Origin of the sequence: Pseudomonas sp. MWU13-3659 (assembly GCF_023757525.1) — a bacterium.
Classification (GTDB): Bacteria; Pseudomonadota; Gammaproteobacteria; order Pseudomonadales; family Pseudomonadaceae; genus Aquipseudomonas; species Aquipseudomonas entomophila_E.
This window is the reverse complement of sequence record NZ_JAMSHW010000039.1, coordinates 18,367-36,427: the sequence shown is the minus strand read 5'-3', so window position 1 is coordinate 36,427 and position 18,061 is coordinate 18,367. Positions and strand designations below refer to the sequence as shown.

22 protein-coding genes are annotated in these 18,061 nt (G+C 63.2%); 6 read left to right on the top strand and 16 right to left on the bottom strand.

Going from position 1 to position 18,061, the window contains the following annotated elements; all coding sequences use genetic code 11:
- Positions 1-375: hypothetical protein (locus tag NGM28_RS26030; protein ID WP_252092191.1), on the bottom strand; the 375-nt coding region annotated here is incomplete at its 3' end.
- Between the two features lie 370 nt (positions 376-745).
- On the opposite strand from NGM28_RS26030, the gene NGM28_RS26025 reads away from it, so the two are divergent.
- Positions 746-1,372, top strand: coding sequence for a response regulator transcription factor (locus NGM28_RS26025; RefSeq protein WP_240064713.1), 627 nt, complete (start codon positions 746-748; stop codon positions 1,370-1,372).
- A gap of 132 nt (positions 1,373-1,504) precedes the next feature.
- Here NGM28_RS26025 and NGM28_RS26020 read toward each other — a convergent pair whose 3' ends face one another.
- The 8 genes from NGM28_RS26020 to metG all read right to left on the bottom strand — a co-directional run bounded on the left by NGM28_RS26020 (position 1,505) and on the right by metG (position 7,950).
- Positions 1,505-1,681 carry a PA3496 family putative envelope integrity protein gene (locus NGM28_RS26020; RefSeq protein WP_011532526.1) on the bottom strand — a complete coding sequence of 59 codons (177 nt, stop codon included), beginning with the start codon at positions 1,679-1,681 and terminating at the stop codon, positions 1,505-1,507.
- Positions 1,682-1,785: 104 nt separating this feature from the next.
- Positions 1,786-2,424 carry an endonuclease III gene (gene nth / locus NGM28_RS26015; protein WP_252092189.1) on the bottom strand — a complete coding sequence of 213 codons (639 nt, stop codon included), beginning with the start codon at positions 2,422-2,424 and terminating at the stop codon, positions 1,786-1,788.
- 4 nt (positions 2,425-2,428) lie between these two features.
- Positions 2,429-2,950 carry an NADH:quinone oxidoreductase gene (locus tag NGM28_RS26010; RefSeq protein WP_240064715.1) on the bottom strand — a complete coding sequence of 174 codons (522 nt, stop codon included), beginning with the start codon at positions 2,948-2,950 and terminating at the stop codon, positions 2,429-2,431.
- Positions 2,943-3,557 (bottom strand): RnfABCDGE type electron transport complex subunit G, encoded by a 615-nt coding sequence (locus tag NGM28_RS26005; protein WP_252092187.1) that lies wholly within the window; start codon positions 3,555-3,557, stop codon positions 2,943-2,945. Before NGM28_RS26005 ends, NGM28_RS26010 begins: the two co-directional genes overlap by 8 nt.
- Positions 3,554-4,525, bottom strand: coding sequence for an RnfABCDGE type electron transport complex subunit D (locus tag NGM28_RS26000; protein WP_240064717.1), 972 nt, complete (start codon positions 4,523-4,525; stop codon positions 3,554-3,556). The genes NGM28_RS26005 and NGM28_RS26000 overlap by 4 nt, the downstream gene beginning before the upstream one ends.
- The gene (gene rsxB, locus NGM28_RS25995; protein ID WP_502943913.1) at positions 4,512-5,276 is read right to left on the bottom strand and encodes an electron transport complex subunit RsxB; all 765 of its coding nucleotides are present in this window, start codon (positions 5,274-5,276) and stop codon (positions 4,512-4,514) included. Before rsxB ends, NGM28_RS26000 begins: the two co-directional genes overlap by 14 nt.
- The gene (locus NGM28_RS25990; protein WP_240064718.1) at positions 5,273-5,821 is read right to left on the bottom strand and encodes an Rnf-Nqr domain containing protein; all 549 of its coding nucleotides are present in this window, start codon (positions 5,819-5,821) and stop codon (positions 5,273-5,275) included. Before NGM28_RS25990 ends, rsxB begins: the two co-directional genes overlap by 4 nt.
- A gap of 89 nt (positions 5,822-5,910) precedes the next feature.
- Positions 5,911-7,950 carry a methionine--tRNA ligase gene (metG, locus tag NGM28_RS25985; RefSeq protein ID WP_240064719.1) on the bottom strand — a complete coding sequence of 680 codons (2,040 nt, stop codon included), beginning with the start codon at positions 7,948-7,950 and terminating at the stop codon, positions 5,911-5,913.
- 158 nt (positions 7,951-8,108) lie between these two features.
- On the opposite strand from metG, the gene apbC reads away from it, so the two are divergent.
- A complete protein-coding gene (gene apbC / locus NGM28_RS25980) occupies positions 8,109-9,203 on the top strand; it encodes an iron-sulfur cluster carrier protein ApbC (RefSeq protein ID WP_240064720.1) in 1,095 nt (364 codons plus the stop codon).
- Positions 9,204-9,381: 178 nt separating this feature from the next.
- Here the strand turns inward: apbC and NGM28_RS25975 are convergent, their stop codons facing one another.
- Positions 9,382-9,591 (bottom strand): cold-shock protein, encoded by a 210-nt coding sequence (locus NGM28_RS25975; protein ID WP_003254922.1) that lies wholly within the window; start codon positions 9,589-9,591, stop codon positions 9,382-9,384.
- Between the two features lie 327 nt (positions 9,592-9,918).
- Here NGM28_RS25975 and dcd point away from each other — a divergent pair, with 327 nt between their 5' ends.
- Positions 9,919-10,485: a dCTP deaminase gene (gene dcd / locus NGM28_RS25970; protein ID WP_044487781.1), complete on the top strand. Its 567-nt coding sequence runs from the start codon at positions 9,919-9,921 to the stop codon at positions 10,483-10,485.
- A 98-nt stretch (positions 10,486-10,583) separates the two neighbouring features.
- Positions 10,584-10,814 (top strand): hypothetical protein, encoded by a 231-nt coding sequence (locus tag NGM28_RS25965; RefSeq protein ID WP_213659826.1) that lies wholly within the window; start codon positions 10,584-10,586, stop codon positions 10,812-10,814.
- Positions 10,815-10,833: 19 nt separating this feature from the next.
- Here the strand turns inward: NGM28_RS25965 and NGM28_RS25960 are convergent, their stop codons facing one another.
- The 6 genes from NGM28_RS25960 to NGM28_RS25935 form a co-directional block, all read right to left on the bottom strand.
- On the bottom strand, positions 10,834-11,949 hold the full coding sequence (locus NGM28_RS25960) for a succinylglutamate desuccinylase/aspartoacylase family protein (RefSeq protein ID WP_252092193.1): 1,116 nt from the start codon (positions 11,947-11,949) through the stop codon (positions 10,834-10,836).
- 153 nt (positions 11,950-12,102) lie between these two features.
- Positions 12,103-14,538: a penicillin acylase family protein gene (locus NGM28_RS25955; RefSeq protein ID WP_252092185.1), complete on the bottom strand. Its 2,436-nt coding sequence runs from the start codon at positions 14,536-14,538 to the stop codon at positions 12,103-12,105.
- Between the two features lie 185 nt (positions 14,539-14,723).
- On the bottom strand, positions 14,724-14,927 hold the full coding sequence (locus NGM28_RS25950; protein WP_011532538.1) for an SEC-C metal-binding domain-containing protein: 204 nt from the start codon (positions 14,925-14,927) through the stop codon (positions 14,724-14,726).
- A gap of 7 nt (positions 14,928-14,934) precedes the next feature.
- Positions 14,935-15,411, bottom strand: coding sequence for an LEA/WHy family protein (locus NGM28_RS25945; protein WP_252092183.1), 477 nt, complete (start codon positions 15,409-15,411; stop codon positions 14,935-14,937).
- A gap of 2 nt (positions 15,412-15,413) precedes the next feature.
- Entirely contained in the window at positions 15,414-15,890 is a 477-nt protein-coding gene (locus tag NGM28_RS25940; protein ID WP_240064723.1) for a YchJ family protein, read from the bottom strand.
- Between the two features lie 5 nt (positions 15,891-15,895).
- Positions 15,896-16,390: a DUF6231 family protein gene (locus NGM28_RS25935; protein ID WP_252092181.1), complete on the bottom strand. Its 495-nt coding sequence runs from the start codon at positions 16,388-16,390 to the stop codon at positions 15,896-15,898.
- Between the two features lie 160 nt (positions 16,391-16,550).
- Between NGM28_RS25935 and NGM28_RS25930 the strand changes: the two genes are divergently transcribed.
- Both NGM28_RS25930 and NGM28_RS25925 read left to right on the top strand, forming a co-directional pair.
- Entirely contained in the window at positions 16,551-17,243 is a 693-nt protein-coding gene (locus NGM28_RS25930) for a PA1041 family peptidoglycan-binding anchor lipoprotein (protein ID WP_213659832.1), read from the top strand.
- 89 nt (positions 17,244-17,332) lie between these two features.
- Entirely contained in the window at positions 17,333-18,052 is a 720-nt protein-coding gene (locus NGM28_RS25925) for a PA1041 family peptidoglycan-binding anchor lipoprotein (RefSeq protein WP_252092179.1), read from the top strand.
- Positions 18,053-18,061: the final 9 nt, after the last annotated feature.

The following is an 18,061-nucleotide window of genomic DNA, read 5'->3' as shown; positions in this document are numbered from 1 at the left end:
GATCAGCTTGCGGCTGTCGGGACCGGAGATTGCAATGACCATGGGTTCTTCGCCTGTCTCAGGTGGCTTCTTGGCAATGGTTTTTGGAGTCAAGCTCTCGGGAGGTGTGCTGGAGGTCTGGGAGGGCGATGCCTTGTCTGGGGTAGGGCAGGGCGCTGGCGCATCATGCTTGTCGGGGGCGAACAACGTATTACTGTTGAAGTTGAGCGTCAGGAAAAACAATACCGTCAGAAAAAACGGAAATCCCACCAGAAACCATGTGTAGATGGTCTGACTGCTTTCGCTCAGGAATGGCAGCGAAGCCAGCGCCGAGGCTTCGATGACACCGGCGAATACGGCGATGAGGGCCAGTGGGCTGATTGATTCTTGACTCATGATAAGTGCCTGCGACGGGTATGGCTCATCAGTAGCTTGTTTGTCTCCTCAGGATCAGTTGGTGCTGCTTCCTTGTGAGGAAAACCGACTTATCGATTCATGTATTTGAATATTCTGCGCAGGTAGTTGAAGTTTCCTGCGCAGAATGTAAATGGTTTGCGATTTTATCCCGTCACCGTCAGTGCTATTTTTTTAACGCTGCAGCCTGCAGGGTCATGCCCTTGAGTATCGGGGGCATGTAGGAAATTTCCTTAAATGGAGTAAGTAGTTTCTTTGAGTGTCTCTGCCAAGGAAACCGTTGCATAAAGCGTTGCGATGTTCGGTTATGGTGGAGTGTCGTAATTAAAAATAACGAAACAATGGATATCGCATGAACAAAGTGCTGATCGTGGATGATCACCCGGTCATTCGCCTGGCGGTACGCATGCTGATGGAGCGGCATGGTTACGAGGTGGTGGCGGAAACCGACAACGGTGTGGATGCCTTGCAACTGACACGGGATCATCTCCCCGATATTGTCATTCTGGATATTGGGATCCCCAAGCTCGATGGACTGGAAGTCATCGCCCGGATAACCTTGGTGAGTCCTGCGAGCAAGGTGCTGGTACTGACCTCCCAGGCACCAGGGCATTTCTCGATGCGCTGCATGCAGGCAGGCGCCGCCGGTTACGTCTGCAAGCAGCAAGACCTGACAGAGTTGCTCAGTGCGATCAAGGCTGTGCTGTCAGGCTACAGTTACTTCCCCAATCAGGCGTTGCACAAGGGCAGGACTGGGGTGGGCGGCGGGACGGAAGTGGAGATGGTCGAACGTCTCTCCGGCAGGGAGATGATGGTGTTGCAACAACTGGCGCGCGGCAGGAGTAATAAGGAAATCGCCGATAGCATGTTCCTCAGTAACAAGACGGTGAGTACCTACAAGACGCGTTTGTTACTCAAGCTCAACGCACGGTCCCTGGTGGACCTCATCGAACTGGCCCAGCGTCACGGCCTGGCTTGAATGTGTCTAGTCCTGTAATAGCTTTACACCTGCCCAGGTAGGCCGATAGGCCTATCTGGGCAGGTGTAAAGCTCATTCAGGAAGGGACACCAAAGAAAAAGCCTCCGTTCAGGAGGCTTTTTCTTGACTGTGCTACAGGTCGTAGTCGAAGTCGGCCAATTGCTTTTGCAGACGTCGTTCTTCCAGCATGTTGTCAATGGTGCGGCGCTTGCTGAGGTTGGTCTTGGCCGGTTCGGCCTGGGGTTCCACGTCCTCGTCCGCGCTTTGGAAATCTTCGTCGATAGCCAAGTCTTCTTTATCGGTGCTCATGCGTCACTCCAAGCCAAAGGGCCCTTGGCCGTCCTTATAGCGGGAATCACGAAGCGGGTAAAAAAGATTTTTTCAATCGTATTGAGCAGTTTTTACCTGCCGCCTCAATCGTCTGAAGTCTTGTGCTTGAATTCGCAAAGGTCCTCGATACGGCAACTGCCGCAACGAGGCTTGCGGGCCTGGCAAACGTAGCGCCCGTGCAGGATCAGCCAGTGGTGAGCGTCGAGCAGATAGTCCTTGGGGACGAACTTGAGCAGTTTCTTCTCCACTTCCAGAACGGTCTTGCCGGGCGCAATGCCCGTGCGATTGCTGACGCGGAAAATGTGCGTGTCGACTGCCATGGCCAACTGGCGGAAAGCGGTGTTGAGCACGACGTTTGCGGTTTTGCGCCCCACGCCGGGCAAGGCTTCGAGTGCTTCACGAGTCTGCGGCACTTCACCCTCGTGCTGTTCGACCAGCAGGCGGCAGGTCTCGATGACATTCTTCGCCTTGCTGTTATACAGCCCAATGGTCTTGATGTAGTCACTCAACCCCTCCACGCCAAGTGCGTGAATGGCTTGCGGGGTGTTGGCCATGGGGAACAGGCGCGCGGTGGCTTTGTTGACACCCACATCGGTGGCCTGGGCCGAGAGAATGACGGCGATCAGCAGTTCGAAAGGTGTTGAATAAGCCAGTTCGGTCTTGGGATCAGGATTGTCTTCATGCAGCCTGCGAAAGATCTCCAGGCGTTTGGCGGCATTCATGGGGTCAAAGGGTTCCTTGACGACGGGGTGAGGTAGGTGGGCGCAGGTGATTGTACAAGCCCAGCAGCAGGCCGAGCAGTATGAGGGCGCCAGGGGCGAGTTGGGCGATATGCAGTCCGAGCCAGTCATTTGCCAGTTGGCGGCAGGCGGCCAGTGCCAGGCAAGCCAGGAACAGGCCGCACAGGTTGATCAGCAACGGGCGCCAGCGGCCTGTGGTGGGTAGCAGCAGGTCAATGGCGAGGCACGGCAAGGCCAGGAGCGTCGGGTAGTACCCCAAGGTCAGCGCCAGGGGCAGGGCCCAGGCGCGTAGCCCGAGTTGCAGGCAAGTTGCCAGGGACACCGCCAGTATGAGGCTCGCATACAGGCGTGGCTGGGGGGCTAGAGCGTTGCGCAGCGGGGCCATCAAACCTTGGTGCAGGCTCACCAGCAACAGGCTGCAAACGGCTATGGCCACGCCCTGCAGGATTGTCCCGGTCGCGCCGATGAGGGGCGGTAGGCTGGCAATCAGCAACCAGTATCTATTCATCGACGGCCTCGCTGGTGAGCAGTGGCCTATGCTCGTCGAAGTAACGCAATGCATCCTGAATGGCGTTGATCACGGCGCGCGAGGTCACCGTCGCTCCGGCCAGCTGGTCGAAGGCACCTTGATCGCGCTTCAACGCCCAGGCCTGTTCGGGAGGGGTGTCACGTCGACTACCGATAAACTGGTCAAGCCAGCGCGATGTCGGGTTGGCCAACTGGTCGCCCAGGCCGGGGCTTTCCTGCTGGCGGAGGACCCGAACACCGATCAGGCGACCTTGTGCATCAATAGCGATGGCCAGCTCGATCGGCCCACCATAGCCCTGCAGCTCAGCGCGCAGTACGACGGCCGCCGGCTTGCCGGCTCGCGTTGCGCGGTAGCCGGCCAGCAGGCGGCTATGGCGCAAGGTCGAGTCTGGCAGCTCAAGGGGGGCAAGCAATGGCTGGTTGTCGTAGCTGCCCTGGGGCAGCACCGCCAACCACTGGCGCTCCTGCAACTGGCGTTCGGCTTGAGCAATACTGTCGGCGGTCCAGTGCTGCCAGGCCAGGCTGAGGCCCACGCTGAGCCCGGTGACTGCAATCAGCACGAGGGCCGTGCGTGCGCGAGCGTTCATGCCTGCACCTGTTCTCGGCGTTCTGCCCAACGATCCAGGCCTGGTACTGTCAGGTTCATCAGCAGGATGGCGAACGCGGTGCCATCGGGAAAATTGCCCCAGATGCGGATCAGGTAGATCAGCAGGCCACAGCCCATGCCGAACACCAGGCGGGCAAGCGGGCGCCGGCAGCCGGAAACCGGCTCGGTGGCAATGAAGAACGCAGCAAGCATGGTCGAGCCAGAGAACAGGTGCAGCAGTGGTGAGCCGTGGGAGTCTGAGCCTGAACCATTCCAGCCCAGCAAGCTGCACAGGAAGAGGGCGCCAAGCAGGCCCGCGGGGGCGTGCCAGGTGCACACCTTGCGGTGCAGCAGGAACAGACCGCCCAGCAGGTATGCCAGGTTCACCCATTCGCTACCGTGTCCACCCAGGTGGCCGAAGGCCGGGTTCTGGCTGAACAACTCGTCGATCGTCAAGCTGCGATTGTGCTTCAGTACATCGAGCGCGGTCGGGCTTGCCCAGGCGTCGATCTGCTCGCCGGGGTTGAAGGCCTGTAGCAGGCTGTCGATCAGGCCGACCGACTGGCCAGGCCATTGGTGCATCTGCTGGGGAAAGCTCAGCAGAACGAACGCATAGCCAACCATGGCAGGGTTGAACAGGTTGCGACCGACGCCACCAAAGGCCTGTTTGCCCAGGCCGATGGCAACGACCGTGGCGCAAATTGGCAGCCAGCAAGGGACTTGGCCGGGCAGCGCAACAGCAAGCAACACGGCGGTCACCAATGCGCTGAAATCACTCAGGGCGCTTTCCATGGGCTGTTTGCGCAGGGAGAGTAGCAGCGCCTCCGTAAGCCATGCGGCACTGGCGCATAGCATCAGGTTGATCAGCACACCCCAGCCCTGTAGCCAGAGCAATGCCAGGATACCTGGGGCGCAGCCCAGCAGGACCACGCCCATGGCGTTGCGCAGGCGCGGGTCAGGCGCTGGCATGGCCTTGCAGCTCTTCGAGGTGTTTGCGGGCGTGTTCGGTGGCGGTTTCCAGCGCGTGCAATTGGGCGAGTTGGGTAGCGTCGGGGGCGGCACCCAAGGCGTTGCGTGCCTTGCCTAGTTGCGCCTGGCTGATTGCCACGGCCATTTTTGCCTGTTTGAGCGCGGCATCGCTTGCGCTTATGAAGGTCGCCTGGTGCTGACGGGCGTCGCGTTCCGCTTGGCGCCGCACTACTTCACGATGCAGGCGCGCCTTACGCCGTTCGTGGCGTTGTCGGGCCTGATTGCGACGTTGACTGCGTGCCTGGCGCTGTTCGTCGGTGCGGGCAAGGCCATCGACGATGGGCACGACGTTGTCCGGCAGGGGGCGCATATCGATGCAGTCGACCGGGCAGGCGGGCAGGCACAGGTCGCAGCCGGTACATTCACTGGCAATCACCGTGTGCATCAATTTGGTAGCGCCGACGATGGCATCCACAGGGCATGCCTGGATGCACTTGGTACAGCCGATGCATTCGGCTTCACGGATATAGGCGACTTGTGCAGGTGCCTGGCCGCGCGTGGTGTCGGGCGCGATGACCGGTACCTGGAGCAGCTCGGCCAGGGCCGCGATGGTCTCGCGGCCACCGGGCGGGCACTTGTTGATCGCTTCGCCCGCCGCCAGCCCCTCGGCGTAAGGCCGACAGCCTGGATGGCCGCATTTGCCGCATTGTGTCTGCGGTAGCAGGGCGTCGATGCGTTGAATCAGACTCATTGTGTGAATAGTCCATTGAGCCCGGAGAACGCCAAGGCCATCACGCCGGCACCGAGCAGTTCGATCGGCAAACCACGCAAGGCCGCGGGTATTTCCGCATGGCGGCTGCGCTCGCGCAGGTCGTTGAACAGGGCGAGAGCAAGCCAGAAGCCCGCGCCAGCCACCGTCCCTCGGATCAAAGCCTGCCATGGCCCGTGGCCCTCTCCAGTGAGTTGCAACATCAAGCCTAGCAGCGCGACGTTGCTCATCAGCAAGGGTTGCAGGCCGTTCGTGGGCCAGTTCGGGCGAAGCCGTTGCAATACATGTGGTAGGCCCCATGCCAGGGCCATCATCAGTGGCAAGAACAGGAACAATTGCAAGCTCTGCCATTGCAGCGGAGCTAGCACGTAGCGTTCCAGCAACACACCGCCAGGAAGCCCGAGCAGGAACAGAAGTCCACTGCACAGGCCCAGCACATGCAGTCGATCGCGCTCGGCTTGCCCCGGCTGCAAGGCCAGGAGATTGATCAGTGTGGCGCTGACCAGAACCAGGACGTAGTCGCTCATGACAATGCCTACCGCCTCGGGATGCCGTGATTATCCGGCAGCAGGTACTGGATGGAAATGCCCCGGCCAAAGGGCCGGGGCTCGGAGGTTTACTTGATGCGCTGACCAGGCTTGGCGCCGCTGTCAGGGCTCAGCAGGTAGATCTCTTCACCGCCAGGGCCGGCTGCCATGACCATGCCTTCAGATACCCCGAAACGCATTTTCCGTGGCTTGAGGTTGGCCACCATCATGGTCAGGCGACCTTCCAGCTTGCTCGGGTCGGGGTAGGCCGACTTGATGCCGGAGAACACGTTGCGGCGTTCGTCACCGATGTCCAGGGTCAGTTGCAGCAGTTTGTCGGCACCCGGCACGGCTTCAGCCTTGACGATCAGCGCGACGCGCAGGTCGACCGCAGCGAAGGTGTCGAACTCGATTTCGGCCGACAGTGGATCCTTCGTCAGTTCGCCATTGCCGGCGGGTGCCTTGGCTTCTGCGGCGAGCAAGTCTTCCTTGCTGGCGGCAATCATGGCTTCGACCTTGGCTGGCTCGATGCGGCTCATCAGTGCCTTGAACGGGTTCAGCTTGTGGTTTTCCAGGCGGGACAGGTGGTCGTTCCAGGTCAGCGGGGCGACATTGAGGAACGCCTCGGCGTCGGCGGCCAGCAATGGCAGTACCGGCTTGAGGAAGATCACCAGCTGACGGAACAGGTTGATGCCCTGGGCGCAGATGGCCTGCACCTCTTCCTGCTTGCCTTCCTGCTTGGCCAGCGACCACGGAGCCTTGTCGGCGATCCAGGCGTTGGCGCGGTCGGCCAGGGCCATGATCTCGCGCATGGCGCGGCCAAAATCGCGGCTTTCGTAAGCCTCGGCGATGGACGGGGCGGCAGCGAGGAAGGCTTCGGTCAGCTCAGGTGCGGCATCGCCGGGTACCATTACGCCATCATTGCCCTTGTGGATGAAACCGGCGCAGCGGCTGGCGATGTTGACCACCTTGCCGACCAGGTCGGAGTTGACCTTCTGCACGAAGTCTTCGAGGTTCAGGTCGAGGTCGTCGACACCACGGCCGAGCTTGGCGGCGTAGTAGTAGCGCAGGTATTCCGGCTGCAGGTGATCAAGGTAGGTGCGGGCCTTGATGAAGGTGCCGCGCGACTTGGACATCTTGGCGCCGTTAACGGTCAGATAGCCGTGCACGTTGACCGCAGTGGGCTTGCGGAAGCCCGAGCCTTCGAGCATGGCTGGCCAGAACAGGGCGTGGAAGTTGACGATGTCCTTGCCGATGAAGTGGTATAGCTCCGCTTTGGAACCTTCGCTCCAGAAGGCGTCGAAGTCCAGCTCCGGGCGGCGCGCGCAGAGGTTCTTGAAGCTGGCCATGTAGCCGATCGGCGCATCCAGCCAGACGTAGAAGTATTTGCCCGGCTCGCCTGGAATCTCGAAGCCGAAGTAGGGCGCGTCACGAGAGATGTCCCATTCCTGCAGGCCCGAGTCCAGCCATTCGGCGAGTTTGTTGGCCACGGCATCCTGCAGCGTGCCGCTACGGGTCCACTGCTGCAGCATGGCCTGGAAGTCCGGCAGCTTGAAGAAGAAGTGCTGCGAGTCGCGCAGCACCGGGGTGGCGCCGGAGATCGCCGACTTCGGGTTCTTCAGTTCGGTCGGGGCGTAGGTGGCGCCGCATTTCTCGCAGTTGTCGCCGTACTGGTCCTCGGCCGCGCACTTGGGGCAGGTGCCCTTGATGAAGCGGTCGGCGAGGAACATGCCCTTCTCGGGGTCGAAGTACTGGGTCACCGAACGGGTGGCGATGTGCCCGGCGTCGCGCAGGCGGGTGTAGATCAGGCCCGACAGCTCGCGGTTCTCCTCGCTGTGCGTGGAGTGGAAGTTGTCGAAATCGACCAGGAAGTCGGCGAAGTCGCTGCTGTGCTCGGCCTGGACGTTGGCGATCAGCTGTTCTGGCGTGATGCCTTCCTTCTCGGCGCGCAGCATGATCGCGGAACCATGGGCGTCGTCGGCGCAGACGTAGATGCACTGGTTGCCGCGCAGCTTCTGGAAGCGAACCCACATGTCCGTCTGGATGTACTCGAGCATATGGCCAAGGTGGATGGATCCATTGGCATAGGGCAGGGCGCTGGTGACGAGAATCTGACGTGGCTCGGACATGGTGGCTCGGCTACTTATCTGGCTACGGGTAAAAAATGAGGGTGATCGGCCACTATAAAGGGCTGGCGAATTTATTTCACCCCGCGTTCGCATCTGCTGACGATTGACGGGTTAGCATAGGCGCCTGTCACGTATTCAGTTTGCCAATGGGAGTCTCCATGAGTGCCGTCACCCGTGCCGCCGTCGAGGGCGTGCTTCGCCAGTACACCGACCCCTACCTGAACCAGGATCCGGTCAGCGCCGGTTGTGTGCGCGCCATCGATATCCAGGGCGGGCAGGTCAGCGTGCAATTGCAGTTGGGGTATGCCGCCGACTTGTTCAAGGGCGGTTGGGCGCAGGTGCTGCAGACCGCGATCGAGAACCTGGAAGGTATCACTTCGGCCCGGGTGACCATCGATTGCGTGATCGCCACCCACAAGGCCCAGGCCCAGGTGCCGGCCCTGGCCAACGTGAAGAACGTCATTGCCGTGGCCTCGGGCAAGGGAGGGGTCGGCAAGTCGACCACCGCCGCCAACTTGGCCCTGGCCCTGGCCCGAGAAGGCGCCCGGGTAGGTATCCTCGATGCCGATATCTATGGCCCGAGCCAGGGGGTGATGTTCGGCATCCCTGAAGGCACCCGCCCGCAGGTGCGCGAGCAGAAGTGGTTCGTGCCGATCAAGGCCCATGGGGTCGAAGTCATGTCCATGGCCTTCCTCACCGACGACAACACGCCGATGGTCTGGCGTGGCCCGATGGTGTCGGGGGCGTTGCTGCAACTGGTCACGCAAACCGCCTGGGATGACCTCGATTACCTGGTGATCGACATGCCGCCGGGCACCGGCGACATCCAGCTGACCCTGGCGCAGAAAGTGCCGGTGGCAGGCTCGGTGATCGTCACCACTCCGCAGGACCTGGCCCTGCTGGACGCGAAGAAAGGCGTGGAGATGTTCCGCAAGGTCAACATCCCGGTGCTGGGCGTGGTGGAGAACATGGCCGTGCACATCTGCTCCAATTGCGGCCATGCCGAGCACCTGTTCGGTGAGGGCGGTGGCGAGAAGCTGGCGGCGCAATATGGTGTCGAGCTGCTGGCCTCGCTGCCGTTGTCGATGCTGATCCGCGAGCAGGCCGACAGTGGCAAGCCCACGGCCATCGCCGAGCCGGAAAGCCAGATCGCCATGGTGTACCAAGAACTGGCGCGGCAAGTGGGGGCGCGGATCGTGCTGCAGGAAGCCGCAGCGCCAGCAATGCCTAGCATCACTGTCAGCGAAGATTGACGGTCCTGGCTGATATCCGTAGGAGCCGGCTATGCCGGCGAACACCGGCATAGCCGGTGCCATCCACCGCGTTGTCCGGTTCGCCAGCAAGGCTGGCTCCTACAGGGTGTTGATCGTCGAGGCACAAAAAAACCCGCCAATGGCGGGTTTTTTTTGAAAGCTAGGAAGCGAGATCGACTTAGGCGATCTGAACTTCTTCAGCCTGCATGCCTTTCTGGCCGCGGGTAGCGACGAAAGTAACAGCCTGGCCTTCTTTCAGGGTTTTGAAGCCGTCAGCTTGGATGGCTTTGAAGTGCACGAACAGGTCGTCGCCCGACTGAGGGGTGATGAAGCCGTAGCCCTTCTCATCGTTGAACCACTTAACAACACCGGATTGACGGTTGGACATGTTTCTGTCTCCTTGGACAAAGTTGATTACGGTCAGGAAACACCCTGACCGGGACTGAGCGCAAAGAGAGCAGAAAATTCAGCGATGGGCCGATGAGTATCGTGCATCAAACTAGAGATTCTCGGTGTCACGTGCAGCACAGTGGCGCCACCTTAACCCACTTTCCACGGCCTGCCAATGGCCAAGAAGCGCTTTGGCGAAATTCGGATCGGCGGCCTGCGCAGGCCCCGTCCGGCGCGGGATGGGGCAAGGAACTTTAACCCGGGCGCCGGGACCGGTAAGATGCGCATCTCGTTTTTTACCTCGCATTCTTCAGGACACCCCGCCATGAGCATCAAATCGGACAAGTGGATTCGCCGCATGGCGCAGGAACACGGCATGATCGAACCGTTCGTCGAGCGCCAGATCCGTGGCGAGCACGACAGCCGGGTCATCTCCTTCGGTGTCTCCAGCTATGGCTACGACGTGCGTTGCGCCGACGAATTCAAGGTGTTCACCAACATCAACTCGGCCACTGTCGATCCGAAGAACTTCGATGCCGGCAGTTTCGTCGACGTCAAGAGCGACGTGTGCATCATCCCACCGAACTCCTTCGCCCTGGCGCGTACCGTCGAGTACTTCCGCATCCCGCGCAATGTCCTGACCATCTGCCTGGGCAAGAGCACCTATGCGCGCTGCGGCATCATCGTCAACGTCACCCCGCTCGAGCCGGAGTGGGAAGGCCACGTGACCCTGGAGTTCTCCAACACCACCACGTTGCCGGCGAAGATCTACGCCAATGAAGGCGTGGCACAGATGCTGTTCCTCGAGTCCGATGAAGAATGTGAAGTTTCTTACAAGGACCGTGGCGGCAAATACCAAGGCCAGCGCGGCGTCACCCTGCCGCGTACCTGAGCCGACAAGCGCGGGGAATTACTTCCCCGCCCGGCACTCCAATGACAGAACAGCTCCCGGCGCGCAGCACGCGTGCCGGTTCTCGTCAGGAGCAGCCCATGAAACTCGACCCCGCCATCAGCAGAAAGCTGGCCGTGCTGCAGCCGAACCAGATCGGCTTGCTCGCCTGGTCGCTTCTCGCTCACCCCCCCATACCGATGCAGATGGGCGGTGTACCGCACCAGCCTGACCCTGATACGCCCCTGCCGGCCGAACCTGGTGAGCATCCCCCCATGGAGCCGGGTGAGCCGACCTTGCCCGACGAGCCACCACCGGCACCGGTGGCGTGATCAAGGCGCTTGCGGGTCATCAGTTACCCAGCAGGTAGCCGCTCCGGCATACCTGTTCGCCGGCGATGTGGGCGACCACCATGCCCGCCGTGGCCATTCGTCGTAGGCTGCGGGCGTACAGCAGGCCTGCCTGGGTGTTATGCAGCGGCGTGATTCGATCGTTCAGTGGGTCGATGACCTCGGCGATCAGCTGTCCGGCCTCCAGGTACTGTCCAGGCTTGGCATGGAAGACCAGCAGCCCGCCCAAAGGCGTGGTCAGTGGTTCTACTGCCGCCAGCGGGGTCGCGGGGTAGCGCAGGGCAGGCAGTGGTGCGGGTTGCCCTTCGATCACACCGCTGTGGCTGAGGAAATCCAGGATTGCCTGGCAGTCCTGGCTTGCAAGCGGGTGGCTGACATCGGCCTGCCCACGCAGTTCGATGGTCACCGAGAAACTGCCGTGGGGAATCGGGAAGCGCTTGCCGAAGCGTTGCTGCAATTGCCACCAGACCAGGCTGAAGCACTCGTCGAACGACTGACCGCCCGAATCGGTGGCCAGCAGGCTGGCCTGAGCGCCCAGGTAGCGCGCCAGCGGCTCGACCTGAGGCCAGGCTTCCGGCGTGGTGTACAGGTGCTCGACGGCTTCGAAGTCGCAGTGCAGGTCGAGCACCATGTCGGCATCGCAGGCCAGGCGCTGCAGGGTGAGGCGCTGGGATTGCAGCGGCGTGTGCGCGGGATGGGCGTCGAGGCCGCGACGCAAGTATTCGCGGATCAGTGCCAGGTTATGGGCAGGGTCCTGGGTCAGGTGGGCCTCGATCTGGTCGCCGATGCTATCGGACAGGTCGACGAAGTTGCGATTGAAGTTTTCGCCACTCTGCAATTCGAAGCGGCCGAGGGGGGCGTCCAGCAACACCTGCTCCAGGCCCACCGGGTTTGCCACCGGCACCAGGATGATCTCGCGGCGCAGCCGCCCTTGCTGTTCGAGTTCGCCCAGGCGCTGCTTGAGGTGCCAGGCGACCAGCATGCCCGGCAGCTCGTCGGCATGCAGCGAAGCCTGGATGTACACCTTGCCACCACCGCGTGGGCCGAAGTGGAAACTGTGCAGCTGGCGGGCGATGCCGGGGACGGGGGACAGCAGGTCGTGGGTCGAATGGTGCATGGTGGTCCTGATGGAAACGGTCTGGTCCGGGATGATGGATAGAAGCACAAGTTCGTGCTCCGTGCATCATTGTCCGGCCCGGAACGTACTGGGCACCGGTTCGCCAGCAAGGCTGGCCCCCACCTGTAGGAGCCAGCCTTGCTGGCGAACGTTCTACTTGCCGGGCACCAGCGTCAATCGCTGACTGCCGTAGGCACGCGTGAAGTTCTGCGGTTGCAGCGGCAGGCTGGTGAAGCGCCCCTTGAACCAGGCGTCCAGGCCATCACTGTAATGACGGCTCGCCGGGTTGCCGGACTGGCCGCTGCTGGTCAGCACTTGCAGCGGTTCGGCCTGGCCGAAGTCGACGATCATCCGCGCCGAGGCGGGCAGACGGGTGTCGAAACTGCTGCCCCAGGCGTATGGCGTCAGTGCCAGGGTGCTGAAGTCGCCACCCGCGGCCATCGGTGAGCGGGCAAGGTTGTCGCCCAGCCCTTGGTAGTTGGGCGCCGGCCAGCGGTACTGGTGCAGCTTGCCCCATTGCCATGCACGGCGGTCGGCACCGAGCTGGGCGGTGCCCGCATCGATCGCGGCTGCCAGGCTGCGGGCCAGGATGGTGGGTTTGTCCTCTTTCTGCGGCGTGCCGCGGTCATCCCAGAACGGACTGTCGTCGCGACCGAGCAAGTGGTCGGCCTGGGCCGAGTAGGACAGCTGGGCATTGCCGACGAACGCCTGCCAGGCCGGGCCGGACTCCGGGCCAAGGTCGTCGAGGAAGGTCTGGCGGGTGACTTCCTGGAGGAACAGTGCGTACAGCGCGGCATCGCTTGAAACCGGGCTCAGCCGGCCATCGAAGGCCTTGAGCCGGGCCAGGGCGTCGCGTGCCTTGTCGCGCTGGGCCGCTGGCAGGGCATCGATGGCCTGCTTGAGGGGCTGGGCCATGCCAGGGGCGTCGAACATCTGCTTGAGCTTGCCGGCCAGCGGCGTGACCTGGTCGTTCTGCAGGGCCATCAGGCTGCGGCTGTCGTGGCGGCCATTGCCGGCCAGCTGGGCCAGGCGCTCGGCGCGCTCGGGGTAGTACCAGGTGCTCGACAGCTGCATGCCGTAGCCCTTTGGCAGGCTGCGCTGGTTGGCGTGGCCGATGAAGCCTGCCGGTGGGTCCTGGTCGTAGGGGTGGAGCATCGCGTCGGCGTAGCCGTCCCAGTCATAGCGACTGTCCCAGCCCGGCGACGGCAACAGGCCCTGGCCATCGCGGCGGTTGGGGTAGCGGCCACTGACTTGCCAGCCGATATGCCCGGGTTCGGCGAACACGAAGTTGAGGGCGGCGGCGGCGACTTCGCGGGTGCTGTCGAAGGCGCGCTCCACGGTGGTGGCACGGGTCAGGTCGAACAGGGCGTCGAGGCTGCGGTCGTCCTTGAGCTGTGGCAAGTGCAGGGCCAGCGCCAGGCTGCCGTGGCCCGGCAGCAGGGTGCCGTGGCGGGTGTCGTACATCACCTCTCGCTGGGGGCGCTGGCCGCGCACGAAGAAGGTTTCGTTGCGCGCGCGGGCCTGCTGCCACTTGCCGTCGGCCAGGTAGGTCAGCTGGTTGCCCTGGCGGCGCACCTGCTCGAGGAACAAGTCCTGGTTGTCGGCCATCACGGCGCTGCTGCTCCAGGCCAGCTTGCCGTTGTAGCCGGCCAGCACGATTGGCAGGCCGGGCAGCGAAAGGCCGCCGACCTGGTACTTGCCGGTGTGGATCTGTACTGGGCTCAACGCCCAGGTCGCGCGGCTGTCGCTGGCCAGCAGGCTCTTGCCGCTGCGGCTGCGCTCGGGGGCGAGGGCCAGGTTGGACGAGCCCGGGCTGCCCAGCAGGCCGAGGTCGGCCAGTTGCTGACCGGCGGCGGCGAGCGAGGCCAGGCCCGGCAGTTGGCTGGCCAGGTTCAGGCCCTTGAGCTTGTCCACTTCGCCCTCGGCCAGTGGCTCGTCGGGGGCGCCGGGCAGCAGCCAGGCCAGTTTGTCCGTGCCGACCTTCTGCGCGAGTGTGAGGGAGGAGAGTTCTTCCTGCAGGTTCACCGATTGGCTGAAGGCGTAGAGGCTGAAGATCAGCGCCGAGTCCTCGGGCTTCCAGTACTCCGGGCGGTAGCCGCTGCGGGCCAGTTCGGCGGGCAGCTTGTCGCGGTAGCGGAACAGGTAGGCGTTGACCCCGCGGGCGTATACCTCGAAAAAGCGCTTGAGCCGTGGCGAGGCGTCGGCATAGAGCTGGCCGGCGCTCTGCTTGAGGTTGGCGGCGCGCATCAGGCGGTCGATTTCCAGGGCATCGGGCCCGGCCAGCTCGGCCAGGCGTCCCTGGGCCAGCAGGCGCATGCCGACCATCTGGCCGATGCGATCGCCGGCGTGCACATAACCGAGGCTGAACAGGGCGTCATGGAAGCTGCTGCTTTCGATCAGCGGGGCGCCCATGTCGTTGCGTCGTATCGAGACGTTCTGCGCCAGGCCCTTGAGCGGTTGCACACCGGTGGTCGGTGGCACGCTGTCCTGGTAGCCGCCCATCTGGCAGCCGGCGAGTGCAAGCATGCCGAGCAGCGCGGCGGCGCCGCCGAAGCGGGGGCGGAACGGAGGAAGGACGGCGGCGGCCATGACGGGGCTCCTGCAAGGCGTGGCGGGGTTTGGAAAGGCGCTAAGGTAGTGAGCGCGCAGTCGCCGTGCAAGGTGTCGGGACGCTTTATTTACGAATGGTCGGCAGCGGCAAGCTGCGAGAGGAAAGTGGGCTGTGCACCGACCGGTTCCTGCTGCAAGCTTGCCGCTCGAAGCGTGTTACTGCTTCAGGCGCCGTGGCACTTCTTGAACTTTTTCTGGCTGCCGCATGGGCAAGGGTCGTTGCGGCCAACGTCCTTCAGGGCGTTGCGCACCGGCTCCTGGTGGCCGTGGTTGCAGTGTGGGCCGTGTACATGGCCGTGGTCATGATCATGGTGATGGTCGTGACCGTGGTTGCAGTCGGGGCCATGGACATGGGGTTGCTGGGTCATTGCGGGACTACTCCGGTATTAGATCGCCGGGGATTATCTCACCACTGCGCGACAAGTGCAGGTCCCGATGGATGAACAGGCCGGTAGCCAGGTCGCCGCGCAGGTGGTATTGCAGTGGCTGCTTGCTTCGCAGCAGTTTGGCCAGGGGCTTGAGGTGCTGCCAGAGGTTGGTGCGCGTGGTGATCTTGAAGGTGCGCCGGGCATGGCCACCGACACTGCGCCACAGGCTGACCTCGTCCTGGGCCAGCAGCAGGTCGCCCAGGTGCACCGAATAGGCGATGGTGCGGATGAACAAGCGTTCGTCATTGGGGTTGTCGACCTGCAGGTGGAGCACGAACTCTTGCTGGTGCAGGCGCATCTTGACCTTTTCCACCTTGACCAGATGCACCTCGGGCTGGCGCCAGGTGTCTTCGCCCCAGCTGGCGCAGCCCGCCAGCCAGCCCAGCAGGAGGCTGAGCGTCAGCAGGCGGGCCAGGGCGCGCATGTTCAGCTACCGAGATAACTGGCGCAGCATTTCTTGAATTTCTGCCCGCTGGCGCAGGGGCAGGGGTCGTTGCGCCCGGCGCTCAGGGGCACGGTCGGGTCGATGAAGTACCAGCGCCCGGCATGCTGGACGAAGGCCGAGCGTTCGCGGTGCTGGTGATCGCCGTCGGTGTCGTGCCAGCGCGCGGTGAAGGTGACGAAGGCATGTTCGGGCTGCCCGCCGAATACCTCGGCGCTTTCCACCTCCAGCCCAAGCCAGGTGCTCTGGGCGCTCCAGGCGGCCATGCCGGCACGGTCCAGGCCGGGCTGCTGGGCGGGCAGGGTGGTGCCGACCAGGTAATCCACCAGGCCCAGCACGTAGGCGCTGTAGCGACTGCGCATCAGCGACTGCGCGTCCGGTGCCGGGGTGCCGGCGTGATAGTGCCCGCAGCAGGCGTCAAGCAGGTTGCCAGTGCCACAGGGGCAGACCGAGACACTCATTTGAATCACCACCAGTACTTGCCAAAATTTTCAGGGTTGGCCCAGAACCTTGCATTGAGCCAGTCCGGGACCTGCTTGTAGTCATGCAGATCATAGGTGAACAGGCTCAGCACCTGCTCGTCGCGTTGGAATTTTTCGCTGGCCGAGAGCGCCAGGGCGAAGAAGTCGGTGTCGTGCCAGCCGCTGGCGGCCAGGTCGGTGAGCACCGCCACCCGGTTGGCATTGAGGTTGCGGATGCCGCCCAGCAACTCCAGGCCGACGCGCTTGGGCAGGTGTTCGAGGCAATCGACCAGCACGGCCAGGTCGAAGCGCTGCGCGGCCACTGCCGCCGGCAGCGGGCCGGGGGCCGCGACTTCGATGTGGGTGTCCGGATGCGCCGCGGCGAAGGCGTCGAGTGCCGGGAAGCGCGCGCCCACCAGCAGCAGGCGGCGGGGCGTGAAGCGCTCGAGCAGGGCGGCCAGCGCCTGTTGGGGTGTGCGTGGAGAGAAAACCTCGGTCATTGCCATTCCTCGTTCAGATCGCTCAAGACTAGCGGCCCCAGGCGGGATGGCAAAGAGGGGGCAAGTTGTGTCGTGGCTTATTGCTGGCAGAGCGGGAAACGGCGGTCTTTACTCCCAGAGCGTCGGTTCAGCACCGATTCCCCCTAGGAGAAGCAACAAGATGAGCATAGTACGCACAGCGATACCCCTGGTTCTGCTCACCAGTGTGTTGACTGGTTGTGCAGGTTTGCAGAAAACCGACTGGCCGAAGTGTGCTGCCGTCGGGGGCGTGGGCGGCGCGGCCCTGGGCGCCATAGAAAGCTCAAGCTGGGCTGGCTGGGGCGCCTTGCTCGGTGGTGGCCTGGCGGCCGGGTACTGCTGGGCCCATGGCGATGGCGACGAGGATGGCGATGGTGTGCCCGACAGCCGCGACAAGTGCCCGGGCACGCCACGCGGTGTGCAGGTCGACGCCAACGGTTGCCCTCCGGCGCCGCCACCGGTGGTCGAAGAGGTGGTGGTGCAGAAGGAAGAAGTCATCGTCATCCGTGACGTGCGCTTCGAGTTCGATTCGGCGCGGCTGACCGCCGCCGACAAGGAGCGCCTCAATACCATCGCCACGCGCTTGAAGAAAGAAGCGCCGAGCGCGCGCCTGAGTGTCACGGGCCACACCGACAGCGTCGGTTCCGACAAATACAACCAGAAACTCTCCGAGCGTCGGGCCCACTCGGTCACCGAGTACCTGATCGAAAGCGGCGTGCCGCGCGCCAGCTTCGTTTCGGTGGTGGGGGCCGGTGAAACCCAGCCGGTCGCCGACAACGCCACGGCCGATGGGCGTGCCATGAACCGTCGAACCGAGATCAAGATCCAGCGCTGATGGCCGTACGCCTGTGCCTTGAGAAGTGGCGTGGGCGCGTCTTTACTCCTGTGTGACCGGAAGCGGCCGGTGACACAGGAGCATTCACCATGCGTGTTTTGTCGAAGGCGGCGCTGCCGTTGGTGGTGGCCACGAGCCTGCTGGCAGGCTGCGCCACCCACAGCGATGGCAGCGCACCCCTCAATCAAAGGACCTGGCCCCTCTGCAGCCTGCTGGGCGGGCTGGTCGGCGGTGGCCTGGGGGCCATCGAGAGCTCAAGCTGGGCGGCCGGTGCCGGCGCCGCAGGGGCGATTGCCGGTGGCTTGATCTGTTACGCCCAGGACGGTGACAAGGATGGCGATGGTGTCTTCGACCGCCGCGACCGTTGCCCTGACACACCCGCCGGCACCCGGGTCGATCACATGGGCTGCCCGCTGCCGCAGTATCCACCGTCGCAGCCACAACCCGAGCCAGCCGCGACATCCGAAGTGATCACCCTCGACGATCAGGGCCAGGTACTGTTCGCCTTCAACTCCGACAGGCTTGAGGCCGGTGCCCAGGAACGCTTGCACAGCTTGCTGCCCAAACTCAACGACCCTTCGGTGCACAGCATCAAGGTCATTGGCCACACCGACAGCGTCGGCTCCGACAGCTACAATCAAGGGTTGTCCGAGCGCCGTGCCAGCAGCGTGGCGGAGTACCTGATCAGCCAGGGGCTGGCGCCGGAGAAAGTGACCAGCCTGGGCCGTGGAGAGAGTGAACCGGTGGCCGACAATGACACCGACGAAGGCCGGGCGCACAACCGACGGGTGGAACTGTACCTCAACTGACCCCCTCTG

Coding starts and splice junctions, on each gene's coding strand:
- NGM28_RS26025 (WP_240064713.1), top strand. CDS start 746: ATGAACAAAGTGCTGATCGTGGATGATCACCCGGTCATTCGCCTGGCG.
- NGM28_RS26020 (WP_011532526.1), bottom strand. CDS start 1,681: ATGAGCACCGATAAAGAAGACTTGGCTATCGACGAAGATTTCCAAAGC.
- nth (WP_252092189.1), bottom strand. CDS start 2,424: ATGAATGCCGCCAAACGCCTGGAGATCTTTCGCAGGCTGCATGAAGAC.
- NGM28_RS26010 (WP_240064715.1), bottom strand. CDS start 2,950: ATGAATAGATACTGGTTGCTGATTGCCAGCCTACCGCCCCTCATCGGC.
- NGM28_RS26005 (WP_252092187.1), bottom strand. CDS start 3,557: ATGAACGCTCGCGCACGCACGGCCCTCGTGCTGATTGCAGTCACCGGG.
- NGM28_RS26000 (WP_240064717.1), bottom strand. CDS start 4,525: ATGCCAGCGCCTGACCCGCGCCTGCGCAACGCCATGGGCGTGGTCCTG.
- rsxB (WP_502943913.1), bottom strand. CDS start 5,276: ATGAGTCTGATTCAACGCATCGACGCCCTGCTACCGCAGACACAATGC.
- NGM28_RS25990 (WP_240064718.1), bottom strand. CDS start 5,821: ATGAGCGACTACGTCCTGGTTCTGGTCAGCGCCACACTGATCAATCTC.
- metG (WP_240064719.1), bottom strand. CDS start 7,950: ATGTCCGAGCCACGTCAGATTCTCGTCACCAGCGCCCTGCCCTATGCC.
- apbC (WP_240064720.1), top strand. CDS start 8,109: ATGAGTGCCGTCACCCGTGCCGCCGTCGAGGGCGTGCTTCGCCAGTAC.
- NGM28_RS25975 (WP_003254922.1), bottom strand. CDS start 9,591: ATGTCCAACCGTCAATCCGGTGTTGTTAAGTGGTTCAACGATGAGAAG.
- dcd (WP_044487781.1), top strand. CDS start 9,919: ATGAGCATCAAATCGGACAAGTGGATTCGCCGCATGGCGCAGGAACAC.
- NGM28_RS25965 (WP_213659826.1), top strand. CDS start 10,584: ATGAAACTCGACCCCGCCATCAGCAGAAAGCTGGCCGTGCTGCAGCCG.
- NGM28_RS25960 (WP_252092193.1), bottom strand. CDS start 11,949: ATGCACCATTCGACCCACGACCTGCTGTCCCCCGTCCCCGGCATCGCC.
- NGM28_RS25955 (WP_252092185.1), bottom strand. CDS start 14,538: ATGGCCGCCGCCGTCCTTCCTCCGTTCCGCCCCCGCTTCGGCGGCGCC.
- NGM28_RS25950 (WP_011532538.1), bottom strand. CDS start 14,927: ATGACCCAGCAACCCCATGTCCATGGCCCCGACTGCAACCACGGTCAC.
- NGM28_RS25945 (WP_252092183.1), bottom strand. CDS start 15,411: ATGCGCGCCCTGGCCCGCCTGCTGACGCTCAGCCTCCTGCTGGGCTGG.
- NGM28_RS25940 (WP_240064723.1), bottom strand. CDS start 15,890: ATGAGTGTCTCGGTCTGCCCCTGTGGCACTGGCAACCTGCTTGACGCC.
- NGM28_RS25935 (WP_252092181.1), bottom strand. CDS start 16,390: ATGACCGAGGTTTTCTCTCCACGCACACCCCAACAGGCGCTGGCCGCC.
- NGM28_RS25930 (WP_213659832.1), top strand. CDS start 16,551: ATGAGCATAGTACGCACAGCGATACCCCTGGTTCTGCTCACCAGTGTG.
- NGM28_RS25925 (WP_252092179.1), top strand. CDS start 17,333: ATGCGTGTTTTGTCGAAGGCGGCGCTGCCGTTGGTGGTGGCCACGAGC.